The 17,535-nt window shown below is 71.1% G+C and carries 18 protein-coding genes; 2 read left to right on the top strand and 16 right to left on the bottom strand.

Annotated elements, in window-relative coordinates; all coding sequences use genetic code 11:
* Positions 1–40: 40 nt before the first annotated feature.
* The gene (locus tag OG410_RS35720) at positions 41–403 is read left to right on the top strand and encodes a winged helix-turn-helix transcriptional regulator (RefSeq protein WP_329302921.1); all 363 of its coding nucleotides are present in this window, start codon (positions 41–43) and stop codon (positions 401–403) included.
* Positions 404–546: 143 nt separating this feature from the next.
* Here OG410_RS35720 and OG410_RS35715 read toward each other — a convergent pair whose 3' ends face one another.
* Positions 547–1,632 (bottom strand): maleylacetate reductase, encoded by a 1,086-nt coding sequence (locus OG410_RS35715; RefSeq protein WP_329302920.1) that lies wholly within the window; start codon positions 1,630–1,632, stop codon positions 547–549.
* Positions 1,629–2,492 (bottom strand): dioxygenase family protein, encoded by an 864-nt coding sequence (locus tag OG410_RS35710; protein ID WP_329302919.1) that lies wholly within the window; start codon positions 2,490–2,492, stop codon positions 1,629–1,631. The genes OG410_RS35715 and OG410_RS35710 overlap by 4 nt, the downstream gene beginning before the upstream one ends.
* A 319-nt stretch (positions 2,493–2,811) precedes the next feature.
* On the opposite strand from OG410_RS35710, the gene OG410_RS35705 reads away from it, so the two are divergent.
* A complete protein-coding gene (locus tag OG410_RS35705; protein ID WP_329302918.1) occupies positions 2,812–3,348 on the top strand; it encodes an NUDIX hydrolase family protein in 537 nt (178 codons plus the stop codon).
* 148 nt (positions 3,349–3,496) lie between these two features.
* Here OG410_RS35705 and OG410_RS35700 read toward each other — a convergent pair whose 3' ends face one another.
* The 14 genes from OG410_RS35700 to OG410_RS35635 form a co-directional block, all read right to left on the bottom strand.
* A complete protein-coding gene (locus OG410_RS35700) occupies positions 3,497–4,261 on the bottom strand; it encodes a crotonase/enoyl-CoA hydratase family protein (RefSeq protein WP_329302917.1) in 765 nt (254 codons plus the stop codon).
* 55 nt (positions 4,262–4,316) lie between these two features.
* Positions 4,317–4,910 (bottom strand): TetR/AcrR family transcriptional regulator, encoded by a 594-nt coding sequence (locus tag OG410_RS35695; RefSeq protein WP_329302916.1) that lies wholly within the window; start codon positions 4,908–4,910, stop codon positions 4,317–4,319.
* 89 nt (positions 4,911–4,999) lie between these two features.
* Positions 5,000–6,382, bottom strand: coding sequence for a phosphotransferase family protein (locus tag OG410_RS35690; RefSeq protein WP_329302915.1), 1,383 nt, complete (start codon positions 6,380–6,382; stop codon positions 5,000–5,002).
* Entirely contained in the window at positions 6,375–7,562 is a 1,188-nt protein-coding gene (locus tag OG410_RS35685) for an acyl-CoA dehydrogenase family protein (RefSeq protein ID WP_329302914.1), read from the bottom strand. The genes OG410_RS35690 and OG410_RS35685 overlap by 8 nt, the downstream gene beginning before the upstream one ends.
* 45 nt (positions 7,563–7,607) lie before the next feature.
* A complete protein-coding gene (locus OG410_RS35680; protein ID WP_329302913.1) occupies positions 7,608–8,384 on the bottom strand; it encodes an SDR family NAD(P)-dependent oxidoreductase in 777 nt (258 codons plus the stop codon).
* A gap of 65 nt (positions 8,385–8,449) precedes the next feature.
* Positions 8,450–9,196, bottom strand: coding sequence for an enoyl-CoA hydratase/isomerase family protein (locus OG410_RS35675; RefSeq protein WP_329302912.1), 747 nt, complete (start codon positions 9,194–9,196; stop codon positions 8,450–8,452).
* A complete protein-coding gene (locus OG410_RS35670) occupies positions 9,193–10,362 on the bottom strand; it encodes an acyl-CoA dehydrogenase family protein (protein WP_329304365.1) in 1,170 nt (389 codons plus the stop codon). Before OG410_RS35670 ends, OG410_RS35675 begins: the two co-directional genes overlap by 4 nt.
* Positions 10,363–10,383: 21 nt before the next feature.
* Positions 10,384–11,145, bottom strand: a complete 762-nt coding sequence (locus OG410_RS35665) for an SDR family NAD(P)-dependent oxidoreductase (RefSeq protein ID WP_328445706.1) — start codon at positions 11,143–11,145, stop codon at positions 10,384–10,386.
* Positions 11,142–12,350, bottom strand: coding sequence for a thiolase family protein (locus OG410_RS35660; RefSeq protein WP_329302911.1), 1,209 nt, complete (start codon positions 12,348–12,350; stop codon positions 11,142–11,144). The genes OG410_RS35665 and OG410_RS35660 overlap by 4 nt, the downstream gene beginning before the upstream one ends.
* 119 nt (positions 12,351–12,469) lie before the next feature.
* Complete coding sequence (locus OG410_RS35655) at positions 12,470–13,657, bottom strand: alpha/beta hydrolase (protein WP_329302910.1); 1,188 nt, start codon at positions 13,655–13,657, stop codon at positions 12,470–12,472.
* Complete coding sequence (locus OG410_RS35650; protein WP_329302909.1) at positions 13,654–14,772, bottom strand: homogentisate 1,2-dioxygenase; 1,119 nt, start codon at positions 14,770–14,772, stop codon at positions 13,654–13,656. The genes OG410_RS35655 and OG410_RS35650 overlap by 4 nt, the downstream gene beginning before the upstream one ends.
* 168 nt (positions 14,773–14,940) lie before the next feature.
* Positions 14,941–15,324 carry a nuclear transport factor 2 family protein gene (locus tag OG410_RS35645; protein ID WP_329302908.1) on the bottom strand — a complete coding sequence of 128 codons (384 nt, stop codon included), beginning with the start codon at positions 15,322–15,324 and terminating at the stop codon, positions 14,941–14,943.
* Complete coding sequence (locus OG410_RS35640) at positions 15,321–16,277, bottom strand: SMP-30/gluconolactonase/LRE family protein (RefSeq protein WP_329302907.1); 957 nt, start codon at positions 16,275–16,277, stop codon at positions 15,321–15,323. The genes OG410_RS35645 and OG410_RS35640 overlap by 4 nt, the downstream gene beginning before the upstream one ends.
* A gap of 61 nt (positions 16,278–16,338) precedes the next feature.
* Positions 16,339–17,436: an SMP-30/gluconolactonase/LRE family protein gene (locus tag OG410_RS35635; RefSeq protein WP_329302906.1), complete on the bottom strand. Its 1,098-nt coding sequence runs from the start codon at positions 17,434–17,436 to the stop codon at positions 16,339–16,341.
* Positions 17,437–17,535: the final 99 nt, after the last annotated feature.

Here is a 17,535-nt window from a genome sequence, read left to right as displayed (position 1 = left end):
GTTACCCCGGGGTGAGCGAGCACGTCGGAAGGGTGGGGTCATGACGACGCTGAACCGGCCGGGCGCACCGGACGGACACGCCTGCGGGATCGACACCGCGATGGAGGTGATCGGAGGCAAGTGGAAGGTGCTGATCCTCTGGGCACTCCACGAGCACTCCTGCAGCCGCTTCGGCGAGTTGCGCCGACTGCTTCCGGGGATCACCGAGAAGGTGCTTGCCTCGCACCTGCGCGAGATGGAAGCGGACGGTGTCGTGCACCGCGTCTCCTACGACGAGGTGCCGCCCCGCGTCGAGTACTCGCTCACCAAGGACGGCGCGCGCCTCAACGACGCACTCCAGCCGCTGGCCGCCTGGGGACGCGAGCGGCCGGCCGCCCGCGGACAGAAGGAGATGACGGGCTAGGGCCTTTGGCGAAACCGCCGGTCACAGCCACTGGTCGGGGACGGCGAGTCGGGCACGCGCTCCGACATGCCACCGTCCGCCCCTCCAACCCGAAACCCGCAATCCGCAATCCGCAATCCGCAATCCGGTCCGGACAACAGCTCCTAGCTCCGCGGTTCCCAACCCTCGTACGCGGCCGTCAGCAGCCCCAGGACGCCATGCGCGGTGACCTCGCGGGGGTTGGGGTACGACTCCGCGGCGACCTGGGTCGCCGCGCGCGCCAAGTCGGCTTCCCTCAAGCCGAGTTCGGCCAGCGTACGGGGAGCGCCGAGGCCTCCCGCGAGCTCCCGGAGGGCGCGGGGGACGTCGTCGGTGTCCATGGCCCGCGCGAGAACGGCGACCGCTTCCGGCGCGGCGGCCGCGTTGTGGGCGAGGGTGTACGGGAGGAGCACGGTGTGGGTCTCGGCGTGCGGCAGGCCGAAGGTGCCGCCGAGGACGTGGGCCAGCTTGTGGTGCAGCCCCATGGTCGTCGCGCCGAGGCAGGAACCGCAGAGCCAGGCGCCGTAGAGGGCCCGCGCGCGGGCCTGCGGATCGGCGGGGTCCGCGGCCACGCCGGGAAGGGCGCCGGCCATCGCCCGTACGCCCTCCTCCGCCATCAGGGAGACCAGCGGGGAGGCGTCGGGGGCGTACAGCGCCTCGACCGCGTGCGCGAGGGCGTTGACACCGCTGGTCACCGAGAGCGGGACCGGGAGGCCGAGGGTGAGATCGGGGTCGTAGACGACGCAACGCGGCTGTACCCGGGGGTCGCGTCCGGTGCGTTTGACCCCCTGCTCGGTCAGGCCCCACACGGAGGTCATCTCGGAGCCCGAGTAGGTGGAGGGCACGGCGATCAGCGGCAGGCCGGTGCGCAGCGCGATCGCCTTGCCGAGGCCGATCGCGGATCCGCCGCCGACGGCGACACACCCGTCGGCGCCCGCCGCCCGCGCCACCTCGACGGCCTCGTCGGCGACCTCCACGGGTACGTGCATCCGGGCGCCGGCGTGCACCCCCACGCAGCTGTCGCCGAGCGCGTCCGCCACCGCGTGCGCGGCGTCGGCGCCCCGGCCGCCGCACACCACGAGGACCCGGTGCAGCGCGAGCCGCGCGGCCTCTTTCGGTGTCGCGGTCACCGAGGCGCCGGGCCGGAAGACGACCCGGGCGGGCCGGGTCTCGTAGGTGAAGTCGAGCCGGGCGCTCGGCGGGGTGGTCATGCCGTCTCCAGGACGAGGTCGAAGCGGGCGTGGCGGAAGGGGTTCGCGACGCCGAACTCCCGTGCCAGCGCGGGGTCGTCGGTCTCGGCGAAGTCCTGGACGAGACTCCTTTTCACGGCGAAGACTGCGTCCGAGTCCAGATAGGGGCTGCCCGCCACGAAGATGTGCGTGGTGACGGGGGCGTGGCCCTCGGCCGAGGCAATGAAGTGGATGTGGGCGGGGCGCCAGGAGTGGCGGCCGGTGGCCCCGAGCAGGGCGCCGACCGGGCCGTCGGTGGGGATCGGGTACGGACTCGGTACACAGGTGCGGAACCGGAAGCGGCCCTCGGCGTCCGCGGTGAAGAGCCCGCGGCCGTTGCCGGGCGGTTGCACGTCCGGCCGCTGGACGTCGTAGAAGCCCTGGTCGTCCGCCTGCCACACGTCGAGGACGGCGCCCGGCAGCGGAGTGCCGTCCCGGGACAGTACCCGGCCGCTGACCACGCACGGCTCGCCGGTGCCCACCAGGTCGATGGTCGCGCCGAGTTCCCGTGCGGGCGATTGCGTCATGTGGAAGGGTCCGAGCACGGTCGACTCCGTCGCACCCGGGTCGCCGTGGCCGTTCAGGGTCTCCACCAGCATGGAGACACCGAGCACGTCCGACAGGAGGACGAACTCCTGCCGGGTGTCCGTGCACATGTGTCCGGTCGCCGCGAGGAAGGCCACGGCGCTCTCCCACTCCGCGGTCGTCGGCCGGCTCTCGCGGACGAAGGCGTGCAGATGGCGGGTGAGCGCGCCGAGCAGCTCACGCAGCCTCGGATCGGCCGTGCCCGCGAAACTGTCGACGACAGCGTCCGTGATCCTCGTGGTGCGTTCCCTGGCCATGCCGCTCCCGTGGTCCAGCCGGTCGTCGTCCTGCCGAGCGTGCCCAGGCTACGAGACCGGACGGCACGCACCGCCCCGGGCCGACGAACCTCCACGCCGTGTCCGGGCCAGGGGCCACCGGGCCACCGGGCCACCGGGCCACCGGGCCACCGGGCCACCGGGCCACCGGGCCACCGGGCCACCGGGCCACCGGGCCACCGGGCCACCGGGCCGAAACACCGTTGCCGACGCCGAGGTACGCGCGATGACCCTTTCCGTGGGGCATCGTTGACCTGGAGGATCACGCCCGCACCGGACGCACGGAAAGTATGATCAAGCAATGTCTGACTTGACCGAAACCACGCCCGGCTGGCTGTCCCGTGACGAACTGGAATCGGCCCGCGCCCGCATGCCGATCCTGTACGTCGAGGCCGTACCCGTGCGTGTCGACGACAACGGCGAAGTCACCCACATCGGGCTCCTGCTCGGCATCGGTCCGGACGGAACGGTCACCCGCTCCCTCGTCTCCGGCCGGGTGCTGCACCACGAGCGGGTCCGGGACGCCCTGCTGCGCCACCTGGAGAAGGACCTCGGCCCGGTGGCCCTGCCCCGGATCCCGGCCTCCCTGCAGCCCTTCACCGTCGCGGAGTACTTCCCGACCCTCGGCGTCACACCGTTCCACGACCCGCGCCAGCACGCCGTGTCCCTGGCGTACATCGTGCCGGTCACCGGCGACTGCCGCCCCCGGCAGGACGCGCTGGACCTGGTCTGGTTCAGTCCGGAGGAGGCCGCGTCGCACGTGGTCACGGACGACATGCCGGGCGGTCACGGCGTTCTGCTGCGGCAGGCGCTGGCGTACGTCGGACGTATCGCCTGACGCCGGCGCCGGCGCCCCGCGGGCATCGGGGACGGGCGTGATCCCGTCCGGAGCGGCGGCCGGGCCGTCGACCTGCCCGCCGCCGGACGGCCCGCGACCGGCCACGACACGCCGGGGCGGGTCCGGACGGGCGACAGTCACCGCCGCTTCAACGGCCGCTCCACACTGGACTGCGCTTCTCCGCGAACGCGGTGGCGCCCTCGCGCGCGTCCTCGGAGACGAACACCGGCGCGATGATCCGCTCCTGCTCCTCCCAGCCCTCGGCGAGCGTCCAGTCCGCGCTGGAGCGGGCGATCCGCTTCGTGGCCGCGACGGCCAGGGGTCCGGCCGCCGCCACCCGCGCGGCCAGCTCCAGCGCGCCCTCCAGCGCCTTGCCTTCGGGCACCAGGCGGTTGACGAGGCCGATCTCCGCGCCACGCTGCGCGGTGATCGGATCGCCGGTGAGCAGCATCTCCATGGCGATCGCGTACGGGATACGGCGCGGCAGCAGCAGTGCGCCGCCGACGGCCGCCACCAGGGAGCGGGTCACCTCCGGGACGCCGAACCTGGCCGTGTCGCCGGCGACCACCAGGTCGCAGGCCAGCACGAGCTCGAACCCTCCGGCCAGCGCCCAGCCCTCGACGGCGCCGATGAGCGGCTTCTTCGGCGGGGTGACGGTGATGCCGGCCAGCCCCCGGCCCTCGATCGCCGGGCTCTCGCCCCTGAGGAAGGCCTTGAGGTCCATCCCGGCCGAGAACGTCCCGCCGGCTCCGGTCAGGACGCCGACCCGGAGGTCGTCGGAGGCGTCCAGCTCGTCGACGGCGTCCGCGACGGCACGGGCGACGGCCAGGTTCAGGGCGTTCTTCGCCTGCGGCCGGTTGATGGTGATGATCTGCACGCCGTCACGGCGTTCGACCAGGACTTCGTCCGACATGTCGTTCTCCTTGTGGTGCGGTCGTACCGGCTCGATCGCTCGGACGACGTGGTGTTCAGCCGGCCGGCGGCGCGGAGCGCAGGATGCCGGACAGGAATGTGTCGCAGAAGAGGTCCGCGATCTCGCGCGGCGGGAGTCCGGCGTCCTTCTTCAGCCACACGTACGAGTAGTTGAACATTCCGAGGATTCCCTTCAGCGCGACGGACTCGGGCATCGCCTTGAAGTCCCCCGCGTCGATGCCCGCGTTGAGCGTGCGCTGCCACACCTGCTCGTACTGCTTGCGCAGATCGAGCACCGACTCCATGAGCGGGCCCGTGAGCGCGGTGAAGTCCCGGTAGTGCACGGTCCATTCGAGGACGTGGTCGGCGATGTTCTCCATCAGCGTCCGGGCCAGTTCCCTGAAGCGCTCCTCGGGGTCCTCGACGCGCTTCTCGATGTCGAGCGCGATCTCGACCATGACACGCAGCTGGGAGGCGCTGATCTCGAAGAGCAGGGCTTCCTTGTTCCCGATGTGGTGGTACAGCGCGCCTCTCTGGAGCCCGACCGCCGCCTCGAGTTGGGCCATCCCGGTGCCGTGGTAGCCGTGTTCGGCGAACAGCTCCGCCGCGGCATGCAGGATCCGAGCTTTCTGAGGTGACTTGGGGGCCATTGACCTGCCATTCTCGAGAAGGGTGCCGGGGGAGGTAGAGACTACCGAGGGTCGTCGCACGCGCTCGCGCGCGCCGGTGGCCCGCGCTGTCAGCCCTCTTCCGGGGCGTCCGGCCGGCCGAGATACGCCGGGTTGGCCACGAGCAGTTTGTCCCGCACCGTCCCGACGACGGCTTCCACGACGCGGGGGTTCACAGGTGTCACGGCGCCGGAGCGCAGGGCTTCGGCGAGGTCCCGCTCCGTCGCGAACCCGAGGCCGTCCAGCCGCCCGCGGTGCCGCTCGGTGACCTCGGCCGAGAGCAGGAGCTCCCGCCGTACGATCCGCAGGGCGTTGGCCGCGACCCTGGCGAGGTAGCGGCCGCTGCCCTGCGAACCGAGCTCACCGCGGGCGAGGGTGCGCTCGACCACGGCGAGCAGATGGTCGGCGTCCGGTGCGTCGTGGGGCGCGGCGCCCGTGCCGACCGTTTCGGACTCCGCCGCGTCCACGGCGGTCAGTACGTCCTCGGCCTTCTCGGTCCGCGTCAGCCCGAGCGCGAGCAGCAGGTCGAACTCCGCCTCGCACACCCTGCGGCCGATCACGGCGTGTTCGAGCGAGTCCTGTTCGCCTTCGAGGTGTACGGCGGCCTGCTGACGGCAGATCAGCACCCAGCGCAGCGTGCTGTAGACCTCCCACCAGTGCAGTTGCGCGTCGGTCGGGCGCCAGCCCGCCACCTGCTCGTACCCGTCGAGGAGCTGTGCGCGGGTGCCGAACCCGCCGACCGGCAGCGCCGAACCGAAGCGCCAGGCCTTCACGCACAGCCATCCGAGGTCCTCGACCGGGTCCCCGCGGTGGACCAGTTCCCAGTCCAGGACGGCCCGGATGCCCTCGGGGCCGACGATGGCGTTGCCGTTGCGCAGGTCTCCGTGGACGACGGTGTCGGTGACGGAGGGTACGGGGTGGTCCTCCAGCCAGCGGATGCCGAGTTCGACCGACGGCCGGGGCGTGTCCCAGCGTTCGGCCAGGGCGCGCAGGGCGGCGATCGGGTCCTGCCGTCCGAGTCCGCCGAGGGTGTCGGGGGACATCGTGTGGATCCGCGCGGCGACGGCGCCGAACTGTGCCGCGAGGGTCTCCCGCGCCGTGGCGTAAGCGTCGTCGCGCAGCAGGCGGCGGGGGATCACCTCGCCCTCCACATGGCTCATCACGATGTAGGGGTTGCCGCCGAGCGACGGCCCGCTGTCCACCAGCTCCGGGACCGGTACCCCGGCCGCGGCGGCCGCGGCCATGACCTTGGCCTCCAGGTCCATCGTCTCGGCTCCGGCCTGGCCCGACAGGTCGCGCCGCAGGACCAGGTCGCGGGAGCGGCCCGTGACCTCGGCGGTGAAGCGCATGGTCTGCCGGCTGGCGCCGCCGGGCAGGGCGCTGGGGACGGTGGCCGTCACCGGCGCGCCCCAGACGGCGCTCAGTCGTGCCTCGATCTCTTCCCGGTCAGTCATCGAGATCTCCCTGGAGCCAGGGGGCGCGGGAGGGGTCGGCCAGCAGCCGTCGCGCGACGACCATCCGGTGGACCTCGTCCGGGCCGTCGTAGATACGGGCGAAACGCGCCTCGCGGTACATGCCCTCGAGGGGCGTGTCGTCGGTGACGCCGAGTGCCCCGTGGACCTGGATCGCCCGGTCGATGACGTTGTGGAGCATCTGGGCGGCCCAGAACTTGACGATGCTGATCTGGATGCGGGCCTGTCCGTCCTGGTCGAACTGCTTCGCCGCGTCCAGGACCATCAGCCGCGCCGCGTAAATCTCGGCGGCGGACTCCGCGACGTAGCGCTGGATCTCGCCCTTCTGCGAGAGCAGCGAGCCGTGCGCGTAGCGCGTGTTGGCGCGTTCGACCATGAGCTCGAAGGCGCGCTGCGCCTGGCCGAGCCAGCGCATGGCGTGGAAGATCCGGCCGGGGCCGAGGCGGATCTGGCCGACGGCGAATCCGCCGCCGCGCTCGCCGAGCAGGTTCTCGTAGGGGACGCGGACCCCGGTGAGGCGGATCTCGCAGTGGTCTCCGCCGGTGGAGCCCATGGTCTTGAGGACGCGGACGACCTCGAAGCCGGGTGTGCCGGCGGGCACGACGATCGCGGACAGGGCCTGGTGGGCCTTGACGTCGTCCGGCTCGGTGCGGGCGTAGACCGTGGTGAACGCCGCGTTGGAGCCGCCGGTGGTGAACCACTTGTGGGCGTCGATGACCCACTCGTCGCCGTCGAGCCGGGCGGTGGCCTGGATGAGCGTCGGGTCCGATCCGGCGACCTCCGGCTCGGTCATTCCGGTGCTCGGGGTGATGTCACCGGCCACCAGCGGAAGCAGCCAGCGCTGCTTCTGCTCCTCACTGGCGAAGCGGTGCAGCATGATGGCGTCCTGCATCGACAGGGTGCCCGCCGCGAGCTGTCCGTACTTGGAACGGCCGATGATCTCGTTGACGAGGGCGAACTCGTAGAACGGGAGACCGCCGCCGCCGATCTCGGCGGGGTGGCCCAGCGCCCACAGGCCCTTTTCCTTGGCGCTCGCCTGCAGTCGCTTCAGCGCGACGGCGGCGGTGTCGCCGCCCGCGTCCAGGGCCCGTTCGGCGGGGATGACCTCACCGTCGACGAACTCCCGCATGGCGGCGCGAAGTTGTGATCCTGACATACTCATGGGCTTCATTCCTGACAGCAGCGGACGGGCAGGGCGGTGCGTCGTTCACCTGGGGGGAAGGCGGACACCTCCGTCGATCCGGATCACTTCACCGTTCATGTAGCTGTTGGAGAGCAACTCCCAAGCGAGGCTGGCGAATTCGTCGGCCTGGCCGAGCCGGCGCGGGAAGACGACGTCCTTGGCGAGCTTGGCCTTGAACTCGGCCGGGTTCGGGACCGTCTCGTAGATCGGCGTCTCGATCAGTCCGGGCGCGATGGTGTTCACCCGGACGCCGACGACACCGAGGTCACGGGCGAGCGGCAGGGTGAGTCCGACGACGCCGCCCTTGGAGGCGCTGTAGGCGACCTGGCCGATCTGGCCGTCGAACGCGGCGACCGAGGTCGTGTTGACGATCGCGCCGCGCGCGCCGTCGGCGTCGGGCTCGTTGCGGGACATCGCGGTCGCGGCGAGGCGCACGACGTTGAAGGTGCCGATCAGGTTGACCTCGACGACCTTGCGGAAGGCGTCGAGGTCGTGGGCGGAGCCGTACGAGCCGTCCTTGCCGACGGTGCGGGCGAGGCTCGGGATGCCCGCGCAGTTGACGACGACGCGCAGCGGGGCGTCGGCCGCGGCGGCGTCGACGGCGGCGATGACCTGGTCGGGGTCGGTGACGTTCGCGGCGATGAACCGGCCGCCGATGTCGTCGGCGACCCGCTTGCCGCCGACCTCATCGAGGTCGAGGACGGTCACCTTGAGGCCCTTGGCGGCGAGGAGGCGGCTGGTGGCCTCTCCCAGTCCGGAGCCTCCGCCGGTGACGATCGCCGAGCTGCCTGCCAGTTCCATCGTTGACTCCTTGGTTCGTGTGCGGTGCGGGGGTGCGGCCGGGCTCGTGCCGGGCCGGTGTCCGGTCAGGGTCTGCGGACGAACGCGGCGATCGCCGCCTGTGCCTCGGGAGAGGCGATCACCGCGACCTGGTTGGCGATCTCGGCTTCGAGTGCCTCGGCGAGAGTGGTCCCCCAGGCGTTGTTGAGCAGCGACTTGGTGCCGGCCAGAGCCGAGGGCGACAGCTTGCGAAGACGGCCGGTGAGGGCGTCCACCTCTGCGGCCAGTTCCTCCGGCGGCGCCACGGAGGTGATCATTCCCCAGTCCAGCGCGGTGGCCGCGTCCAACGAGTCGCCGAGGAAGGCCAGTTGGCGCGCCCGGCGCTCCCCCACCAGACGGGGAAGCAGCCAGCTGCCGCCGCTGTCCAGGGACAGCCCGCGCCGGATGAACAGCTGGAGGAAGCGGGACCGGTCGCTGGCCACCACGAAGTCGCAGGCCAGCGCGAGGTTGACGCCCGCGCCCGCGGCGATCCCGTCGACCATGGCGATCGTCGGGAACGGCGCCTCGTGCAGGGCGAGGACACAGCGGTTCGAGACCCGGATCCGGTCGGGCAGGACGTCGAGGTCGTCGAGCAGTCCCTCGACGTCCGAGCCGCCGCAGAACGCCCCGTCGGCTCCGGTGACCACCACCGCGCGGGTGGCGGGATCGGCCGACAGCTCGGCGAGCAGCGCCTCCAGCGCGCTCCACATCGTGTCGGTCATGGCGTTGAGCTTGCCCGGCCGGTTCAGGGTGATCGTGGCGACGCCGTCCCGCGTCTCGCAGTCGACGCTCATCGGGCGGCCCGCTTCGCGGGTGCGTCGATGGACCGGCCGATGATCTCCTTCATGATCTCGTTCGTGCCGGCGTAGATGGTCTGCACCCGTGCGTCCAGGAACGCCCTGGCGACCGGGTACTCCTCCATGAAGCCGTAACCGCCGTGCAGTTGGAGACAGCGGTTGACCACGTCCTGCTGGAGTTCGGTCGTCCACCACTTGGCCTTGGCGGCGTCCTCGGCGTCCAGCACCCCGTCCAGGTGACGGCGGACGAGGTAGTCCACGTAGACCTGGGCGACCTCGGTGGCGGTGAGCATCTCGGCCAGCTCGAACTTGGTGTTCTGGAAGGAGGACAGCCGCTGTCCGAAGGCCTCCCGCTCCCGGCAGTAGTCCATCGTCCAGTCCAGGACGGCACGGGCGCCGGTGATCGCCGAGACCGACAGCGCCATGCGCTCCTGGGCCAGGTTCGCCATCAGGGTGGGGAAGCCCGACCCCGGCTCGCCGAGCAGGTTCGCGGCCGGCACCCGGGCGTCGTCGAAGAACAGCTCCGCGGTGTCCTGGCTGCGCAGTCCGATCTTCTTCAGATGGCGTCCCCGGGCGAAGCCGGGGGTGCCGTCCTCCACGACGATCAGGCTGAGGCCACGGTGGCGTTCCTCGGGGTTCGTCTTGGCGGCCACGATGACCAGGTCGCAGTTGAGGCCGTTGGTGACGAACGTCTTGGAGCCGTTGACGACGTAGGTGTCACCCTCGCGGATCGCGGTCGTACGGACGGAGGCCAGGTCCGATCCGGTGCCGGGCTCGGTCATGGAGATCGCGCCCATGATCTCGCCGGTGACGAAGCCGGGCAGCCAGCGGGCCCGCTGCTCCTCGTTGGTCGCGCCGAGCAGGTACGGCAGCACGATGTCGTTGTGGAGCGTGATGCACATGCCCGAGCCGATGACGTTGGCCCGTTGCAGCTCCTCGGAGATGATCACGTTGTAGCGGAAGTCGTCGACGCCGAGGCCGCCGTACTCCTCCGGCACGGCCATGCCCAGGAAGCCCTGGGCTCCGGCGGCCAGGAACATGGACTTGTCGACGCGGCCGGCCGCCTCCCACTTCTCGTGGTTCGGGACGATCTCGGCCTTGACGAAGGCCCGGAAACTGCTGCGGAAGTCCTCGTGGGTGTCGTCGAACAGATCACGGTGCACAGCCATCGCGTGCCTCCTCTCTCATCGTGCGGTCCATCCGCCGTCGACCGCGAGGGTCTGTCCGGTGATGAAGCTTCCGCCGGGGCCGGCGAGAAGCAGCAGTGCTCCGTCGAGCTCTTCGGGCCGCCCGGGGCGGCCCATGGGGGTGTTGCGCCTGATCCAGCGGCTCGCCGACTCGTCGGCCAGCATCTCGGCGGTCAGTTCGCTGGGGAACCAGCCCGGCGCGATGGCGTTGACGCGTACCCCGGAAGGGGCCCATTCGGCGGCCAGATGCCGGGTGAGGCTGATGACGGCCCCCTTCGCGGCGCCGTAGGCCGACTGGGGGACGGGGGCCGAGGCGACGAGCCCGAGGACGGAGGCGATGTTGACGATCGCCCCGCCGCCGCGCTCCGTCATGGACTTCGCGGCGAGCACGCTGAGCTGGAACAGCGCGGTCACATCGATGTCGAGGGTCTTGCGGAACGAGGCGACGGGCTGCTCCAGTGCGGGCAGCGCGTCGGCCCAGCCGGCGTTGTTGACCAGGATGTCCACGCCGCCGAGCTGCTCGGCGCGGGCGATCAGGGCCGCGCAGTCGTCCTCGTCGGTGATGTCGCACCGGTGGGCCACGATCCGGTCGTCCTCGGCGGCCAGCGACTCCAGGAGGTCGGTGCGGCGGGCCGCCGCGACCACGGTCGCTCCGGCCGCAGCCAGTGTCAGGGCGAACCGGCGTCCGAGTCCGCTGGAGGCCCCGGTCACGACGGCGACCTTGCCGCTCAGGTCGATGACGTGGGCCCCCGGGGTCACGACAGCCTCTCGATGACGGTGGCGTTGGCCATGCCGCCGCCCTCGCACATGGTCTGGAGGCCGAACCGGCCGCCGGTGCGCTCCAGTTCGTGCAGCATGGTGACCATCAGCTTGGCGCCGGAGGCACCGAGGGGGTGACCCAGCGAGATGCCGCCGCCGTTGACGTTGACCTTGGCCGGGTCGGCGCCCAGTTCTCGCTGCCAGGCGAGGACGACGGAGGCGAAGGCCTCGTTGACCTCGAAGAGGTCGATGTCGTCCAGGCTCATACCGGACCGCGCGAGGACCCGCTGGGTCGCCGGGATCGGGCCGGTCAGCATCTCCACCGGGTCCGAGCCGGTCACGGTCATGTGGCGGATGACCGCGCGGGGGCGCAGGCCCAGCTCGCGTGCCTTGTCCGCGCTCATGATCAGGACGGCGGCCGCGCCGTCGACGATCTGCGAGGAGTTGCCCGCGGTCACGCGCCCCTCGGGGACGAAGGAGGGCTTGAGGCCGGCCAGTGCCTCGGCGGAGGTGTCGCGGATGCACTCGTCGGCGAGCAGGGTGTCGCCGGGCTCGGTGACCTCGCCGGTCTCGCGGTCGCGCACCCTGCGCTGCACCGGGACGATCTCCCGGTCGAAGCGGCCTTCGTCGCGGGCGGCGGCGGCGCGCTGGTGACTCTGCAGCCCGTAGGCGTCCAGTTCCTCGCGGGTCAGCTTCCACCGGTCGACCACGAGCTCGGCGGAGATGCCCTGCGGGACGAGACCGCTGGCTCCGTACGCCTCGCGGTCGGCGTAGCGCTGGTGCGCGGCCTCTCCGTAGACGGCGCGGATGTCGCCGCCGGGGGCGTTGGAGAACATCGGCACGGTGGACATGCACTCCAGGCCGGCCGCGACGACCACGTCGCAGGTGCCGGCCATGATCGCCTGGGCGGCGAAGTGGACGGCCTGCTGGGAGGAGCCGCACTGCCGGTCGATGGTCGTGGCGGGCACGGTCTCGGGCCAGCCCGCGGCCAGGACGGCGGTCCGGCCGACGTTGGTGCTCTGGGGACCGTTCTGGGTGACGCAGCCCATGATCACGTCATCGATGATGGCGGGGTCGATGCCGCTGCGCTCCTGGAGCGCGATCAGGGTCTGCGCGGCGAGCTCCGCGGGGTGCCAGCCGGACAGGGAGCCGTGGCGCTTGCCCGAGGCGGTGCGGACCGCCTCGACGATTACTGCTTCGGGCATGGGAGACCTTTTCGGGGACGACCGGGACACGCGGGGTGTGCGGTCGGTGGGGTACGGGGCTGACGGCGCCGGGGGTCACGGGTGACGGGGCTGATGGCGGCGGTCACGGCTGACGGGGGTCAGGCGGACGGGGCGAAGCCGCGCTCGGCCATCCAGCCGGTGATGACGCCGATGGCTTCGGCCAGCTGGGGACGCTGGTCCGCTCCGGCGTAGTAGTGCGTGGCGCCCTTGACGATGTGCAGGGTCTTGTCCGGGTGGCCGACCGCGTCGAAGAGACGCTGAGTGTGGCTCGGGGTGCACGCGTCGTCGGCGCTGTTGCCGATCACCAGGGTGGGGATCTCCAGGTCAGCGGCGCACTTCACGCCGTCGCCGTTGGCGTCGTCGTAGCTCCACTGGGAGAGCCAGCCGCGCAGGGTGTTGAACCGGGCCAGGCCGACCGGGCCGTTGTTGACGACCTTGGGGTCGCCCAGGTAGCAGCCCGGGGCGCGGTCGCTGGGGTCGACGGCGGGGTCGAGCCAGCGCGGGTCGGCCATCGTGCCGTGCACCACGAAGCCGCGCTCTTCCAACTCGCGGCCGGATTCGCGCAGTTCGGCGAGCTGCGTCTTGACCCAGGCGGTGATCCTGCGGTTGCGGGCGATCTGCGCGGCCCGGTAGCGCTCGACGAACTCCGCGGTGTACGGCGGCTGGTTCGGGTTCTTCGGGTCGTACAGGTCGAGTTCGGGGTCGCGGACGTCGGGGTCGGTCTCGTCCAGGACGGAGGCGTCCAGCCACTCGGTCATGGTGCCGTGCCTGCTGACGTGGGCCGCGAGCAGCATGATGCCGTCGGCCGGGGTCAGGTCACAGCGGGTCAGGTCCGGTCCGTCGCCGGCCGGGGTGGCCGTGACGGTCGGGTTCTGCGCCTGCTGCTGGTAGTACAGCGACAGCGAGCCGCCACCGCTCCAGCCGGCCAGCACGACCTTGGCGTAGCCGAGCCGCTCGCGGGCGTCGCGGACGCACGCCCCGAGGTCCTGCACCACCTTCTCCATGATCAGGGCGTTGTCGACGCCCCGGTAGCGGCTGCCGCAGTAGATGACGTGGTGGCCGGCGCGGGCGAGGCCGTTCATCATCGGCAGGTAGGCGCCGCCGCCGATCGGGTGCATGAACACGATGACGGTGTCGGACTCGACCTCCTTCGGCTTCAGGAGGTAGCTCTCCAGGGCGACCATCTCGCTCGGTCCGCCGTAGGTGTCGCGGTAGGCCGAGGTGTCCTCGAACATCACCAGGTAGGGGATGCGGTCGTAGGCGTGCTTCTTGGCTTCCGTGCTCATATCTGGATCTCCGGGTCTGCGGGGCCCGCTTCGGCCGCCGCGGTGAGGACCGCCTCGCTGGGCACCAGCCGCCGCCGGGTGTCGACGGCGATGATCTTCCATCCCACCCGGGTGTCCCTGTCGAAGCGGCGCCGGGAGCGTTCGCGGGCCTTTTCCGGGGCCCCGTGGTGCGTGCCCTGGGGGGCGTGCGAGACGATGCCGGGCGGCAGGTCGATCCCGAAGACGTTGCCTCCGTGGAAGAAGGCGATCTCGTCGAAGTCGACGTTGCGGTGGTACCACGGGTAGCGCTCGGTCCCCGGCACGCTCTCGGCGGCCCTGGGCAGGAAGTTCATCACGTACACGCCGGTGGCCTGCATGAACAGGTGCACGGTGGGCGGCAGGTGCACGCTCTCGGAGGTGATCACGTTGTAGTCGTCGATGTTGAAGGTGAAGGGGAAGTTGTCGCCCCGCCAGCCTTCGGCGTCGCACGGGTCGTGCGGGTAGAAGATCGAGGTCTGCTGACCGGAGTGGTACAGCCGTACCTCGTACTCGTCGCGCCCGTCGTCCTCGACCACGGCGGCCTCAGGAATCACGACGAGCGCGCTGTCGAAGGGGAAGTGCCGGCCGAGGACGCCCGCCGGCGGGACGCGGAACTCGTCCACCGCCTCGACGACCAGGACGCAGCTGCCGCCCTCGTCGGGGACCTGGCGGTAGGTGGTCGCCTTGGGGAGGTACACGTAGTCGCCGGGCCGGTAGGCGAGCGAGCCGAACTCGGTGACGAAGGTTCCGGTGCCCTGGTGCACGAAGTGCAGTTCGTCGCCGTCGACGTTGCGTACGTAGAACGGCATGGGCTCGGAGCGCATGCTCAGCGAGATCCGGCAGTCGGCGTTGCTGAACATCAGCAGTGGCGCGCCGCTCGGGTCGTTCTTGTCGGTGGGGGTCAGCGCGCTCGCGGCGATGTCGACGCCGGTCAGCGGTCCCACGCTGCGGTACTGGGTGGGGTCGTGACGTCGGTAGAGGTGCGCCGTGCGGCCCTCGAACCCGCCACGGCCGAGCTCGTCGTCCTTGAGACCTTCGAGGTCCGCGTGGATCCTGCGGGGCGTCGTGCCTTTCCGCAGATGGGTGAATGACTCCACTTACCGCTCCCGTCTTGGTCCGGGGCGCCGGATGTTCTGGCATCCGGCGCCCCGGTACTGATCCGCCGTACCGACTGATCGGTACAGTAATCTGGTCAGGTGTTCCCGTCAATGGTGTGCTGGGTCACCGCCGGCCGCTCCTCGGGCGGATACGGACCGGCCTTCTCGTCAATGGCCCGAGGCCGCCAGGCGCGCGTTCAGCGGGCCCGGGTCGACGTATTCCTCGATCCGGCGAATGCGCCGGTCGTCGCAGAAGACCCGGAGCATGGCGGGCATACGAATTCCCTCGCACCGGCCGCCGAGTTCGATGACGTGCTGCTGTACGAATCCGTCGTCCAGAACCGTCCGCCGCACGTCCACGTAACGCAGCGGGCCGGCCTTGGCGGCGAGCCAGGAGAGCAGCCGCAGGCTTTCCGCGCGCGTCTGTTCCACGTCGTCGTAGTTGTGCCAGACGGCCACGTCCGGGCTGTACAGCTCGTCCAGTTCCGCGAGATCCCCACGGGAGACCGCGGCGAAGAACCGGTCGGCGAGGGCGGAGACGCCCGCGCTCATGCCTGCTCGCCCTCCGGCTCGCCGGTGGGGCCGTAGTTGAGGGACAGGCCCGGTCGCGGCCAGTCCACCTTGACCAGCTGTCCGGTGCTGGCCATGGTGATGTAGGCGGTCCGCAGGCCCTCGCCGCCCCAGCAGATGTTGGTCAGGCCCGGGTCGTTGTCGACGTCGATGTCGACGAACTCCACCAGTTCGCCCTCCGGGCTGACCACGGAGATGCCGGTGTGGACCATCGACGCCACGCAGAGGTTGCCGCCGGCCTCGATGCCGAGCCCGTCGAAGTTCGTGTGGTCGGGCGCGGTGTACAGGAAGTTGCCGCCGCCGGAGCCGCCCATGGACAGACCGCCCTTGATCTCGCCCGGCGCGGTGATCTCCCACCACCACACGCGCGCGGTGAAGGTCTCGTTGACGTACAGCCGCGTGCCGTCGGGCGAGAGGCCGATGCCGTTCGGGCCGTCCATCCCGCCGGTGAGCAGCTTGATCGAGGTCCCGTCGGCGGTCGCGTAGAACAGCCGTCCCTTGTCGCCCGTGACCCCGTCGCTCTTGCCGTAGTCGGTGAAGTAGAAGCCGCCGTGGGCGTCGAAGACCAGGTCGCTGGCGCTGCGCAGCTGCTGTCCGTCGCACTCGGTGTAGAGCGTCTCCACGGAACCGTCCGTGAGGTCGACCGCCTGGACGCTGCCGGTGACGTAGTCCGGGGCTATGCCGACGGCCCAGGTGAAGCCGGCGACCTCGAAGCCCATCATGCCGCCGTTGTTGGTGACGTAGACCCGGCCGTCGGGGCCCAGGGCCGCGCCGTTGGGGCCGCCGCCCAGCTCGGCCACCACCGAGGTGGTGCCGTCCGGGGTGACCCGGGTCAGCTTTCCGCCGAGGACCTCGACGACGAGCACGTCACCGTTCGGGAGCGCGACGGGCCCCTCGGGGAACTTCAGTCCGGTGGCGAGAGTGGTGACATTCATGTGCTTTCCTTTCGCGGGATGTTCTGTCCGGCAGATGTCGTCTCTTTTTTCCGTCGGGCCTTCAGCGCAGTGCCAGGCCCGGCCGCGGCCATCCCACCTTCAGTAGTTTTCCGGTGCTGGATGCGGTGATGAACGCGGTGCTCAGGTGCTTTCCTCCCCAGCAGATATTGGTGATTCCGGGATCGTCGCCGACATTGATGTCGACGAATTCCACGAGGTGGCCCTTCGGGCTCACCACGGAGATGCCCGCGTGGATCATCGACGCCACGCAGACGTTCCCCCCGGCCTCGACGCCGAGCGAGTCGAAGTTCGTGTAGTCCGGCGCCGTGTACAGGAAGTTGCCGCCGCCGGAACCGGCCAGCGACAGCCCGCCCCTGATGACTCCGGGGGCCGTGACCTCCCACCACCAGACCCGCGCGGTGTACGTCTCGGAGACGTAGAGCCGCTTGCCGTCCGGCGAGAGCCCGATGCCGTTGGGGCCGTCCATCCCGTCGGCCACCTTGCGGATCGACGTGCCGTCGGCGGTGGCGTAGAAGAGCCGCCCCCGGTCGACGGTGGTCGTGCCGGTCTTGCCGTAGTCGGTGAAGTAGAAGCCGCCGTGGGCGTCGAAGACCAGGTCGTTCGGGCCGCGCAGCCGCTGCCCGTCGGCCTCGGTGTAGAGCGTCCGCACCGACCCGTCGGCGAGGTCGACCACCTGGATGCTGCCGGTGACGTAACCGGCGGGTGTGCCGCCGGCGAAGGTGAACCCACCGACCTCGAAGCCGTTCAGGCCACCGTTGTTGGTGACGTAGACCCGGCCGTCGGGGCCCAGGGCCGCGCCGTTGGGGCCGCCGCCCAGCTCGGCCACCACCGAGGTGGTGCCGTCCGGGGTGACCCGGGTCAGCGTCCCGCGCAGTACCTCGACGACGAGTACGTCACCGTTCGGGAGCGCGACGGGCCCCTCGGGGAACCTCAGCCCGGTCGCGAGGACGGTCACCTTCGGCTTCCGGCGCCGGGCCGGGCCGGCGGCCGCCGCCACACCCGCCGGGCCGAGCACCGCGGCGCCCGAGGCACCCGCGGTCACCGCCGTCATCCGTCCGATCAGCGACCGGCGCGAGAGGGCCCGCCGCGGCGGGCGTATGTCCTGGCCGGGCACCGCGGACTCTTCGGTTCTTTCCATGGCCAACCGTCCTTTCGGTACAGCTCCTGGTGAACGCGTTGCTGGTCTGGCCGTCCGGCCCGAGGACCGTGCCCTCGGGCCGTTCCCGGAGCGGGGATC

This window comes from Streptomyces sp. NBC_00659, from assembly GCF_036226925.1.
In the GTDB taxonomy this organism is placed as follows: domain Bacteria; phylum Actinomycetota; class Actinomycetes; order Streptomycetales; family Streptomycetaceae; genus Streptomyces.
This window is presented reverse-complemented; position numbering and strand designations above follow the sequence as displayed.

What these genes read in the sequence shown, in the direction of transcription:
- OG410_RS35700 (WP_329302917.1), bottom strand. Translation starts at nt 4,261, where the DNA reads ATGTCGGACGAAGTCCTGGTCGAACGCCGTGACGGCGTGCAGATCATC.
- OG410_RS35680 (WP_329302913.1), bottom strand. Translation starts at nt 8,384, where the DNA reads ATGGAACTGGCAGGCAGCTCGGCGATCGTCACCGGCGGAGGCTCCGGA.
- OG410_RS35705 (WP_329302918.1), top strand. Translation starts at nt 2,812, where the DNA reads ATGTCTGACTTGACCGAAACCACGCCCGGCTGGCTGTCCCGTGACGAA.
- OG410_RS35655 (WP_329302910.1), bottom strand. Translation starts at nt 13,657, where the DNA reads ATGAGCACGGAAGCCAAGAAGCACGCCTACGACCGCATCCCCTACCTG.
- OG410_RS35645 (WP_329302908.1), bottom strand. Translation starts at nt 15,324, where the DNA reads ATGAGCGCGGGCGTCTCCGCCCTCGCCGACCGGTTCTTCGCCGCGGTC.
- OG410_RS35640 (WP_329302907.1), bottom strand. Translation starts at nt 16,277, where the DNA reads ATGAATGTCACCACTCTCGCCACCGGACTGAAGTTCCCCGAGGGGCCC.
- OG410_RS35635 (WP_329302906.1), bottom strand. Translation starts at nt 17,436, where the DNA reads ATGGAAAGAACCGAAGAGTCCGCGGTGCCCGGCCAGGACATACGCCCG.
- OG410_RS35685 (WP_329302914.1), bottom strand. Translation starts at nt 7,562, where the DNA reads ATGAGTATGTCAGGATCACAACTTCGCGCCGCCATGCGGGAGTTCGTC.
- OG410_RS35720 (WP_329302921.1), top strand. Translation starts at nt 41, where the DNA reads ATGACGACGCTGAACCGGCCGGGCGCACCGGACGGACACGCCTGCGGG.
- OG410_RS35690 (WP_329302915.1), bottom strand. Translation starts at nt 6,382, where the DNA reads ATGACTGACCGGGAAGAGATCGAGGCACGACTGAGCGCCGTCTGGGGC.
- OG410_RS35695 (WP_329302916.1), bottom strand. Translation starts at nt 4,910, where the DNA reads ATGGCCCCCAAGTCACCTCAGAAAGCTCGGATCCTGCATGCCGCGGCG.
- OG410_RS35660 (WP_329302911.1), bottom strand. Translation starts at nt 12,350, where the DNA reads ATGCCCGAAGCAGTAATCGTCGAGGCGGTCCGCACCGCCTCGGGCAAG.
- OG410_RS35715 (WP_329302920.1), bottom strand. Translation starts at nt 1,632, where the DNA reads ATGACCACCCCGCCGAGCGCCCGGCTCGACTTCACCTACGAGACCCGG.
- OG410_RS35710 (WP_329302919.1), bottom strand. Translation starts at nt 2,492, where the DNA reads ATGGCCAGGGAACGCACCACGAGGATCACGGACGCTGTCGTCGACAGT.
- OG410_RS35675 (WP_329302912.1), bottom strand. Translation starts at nt 9,196, where the DNA reads ATGAGCGTCGACTGCGAGACGCGGGACGGCGTCGCCACGATCACCCTG.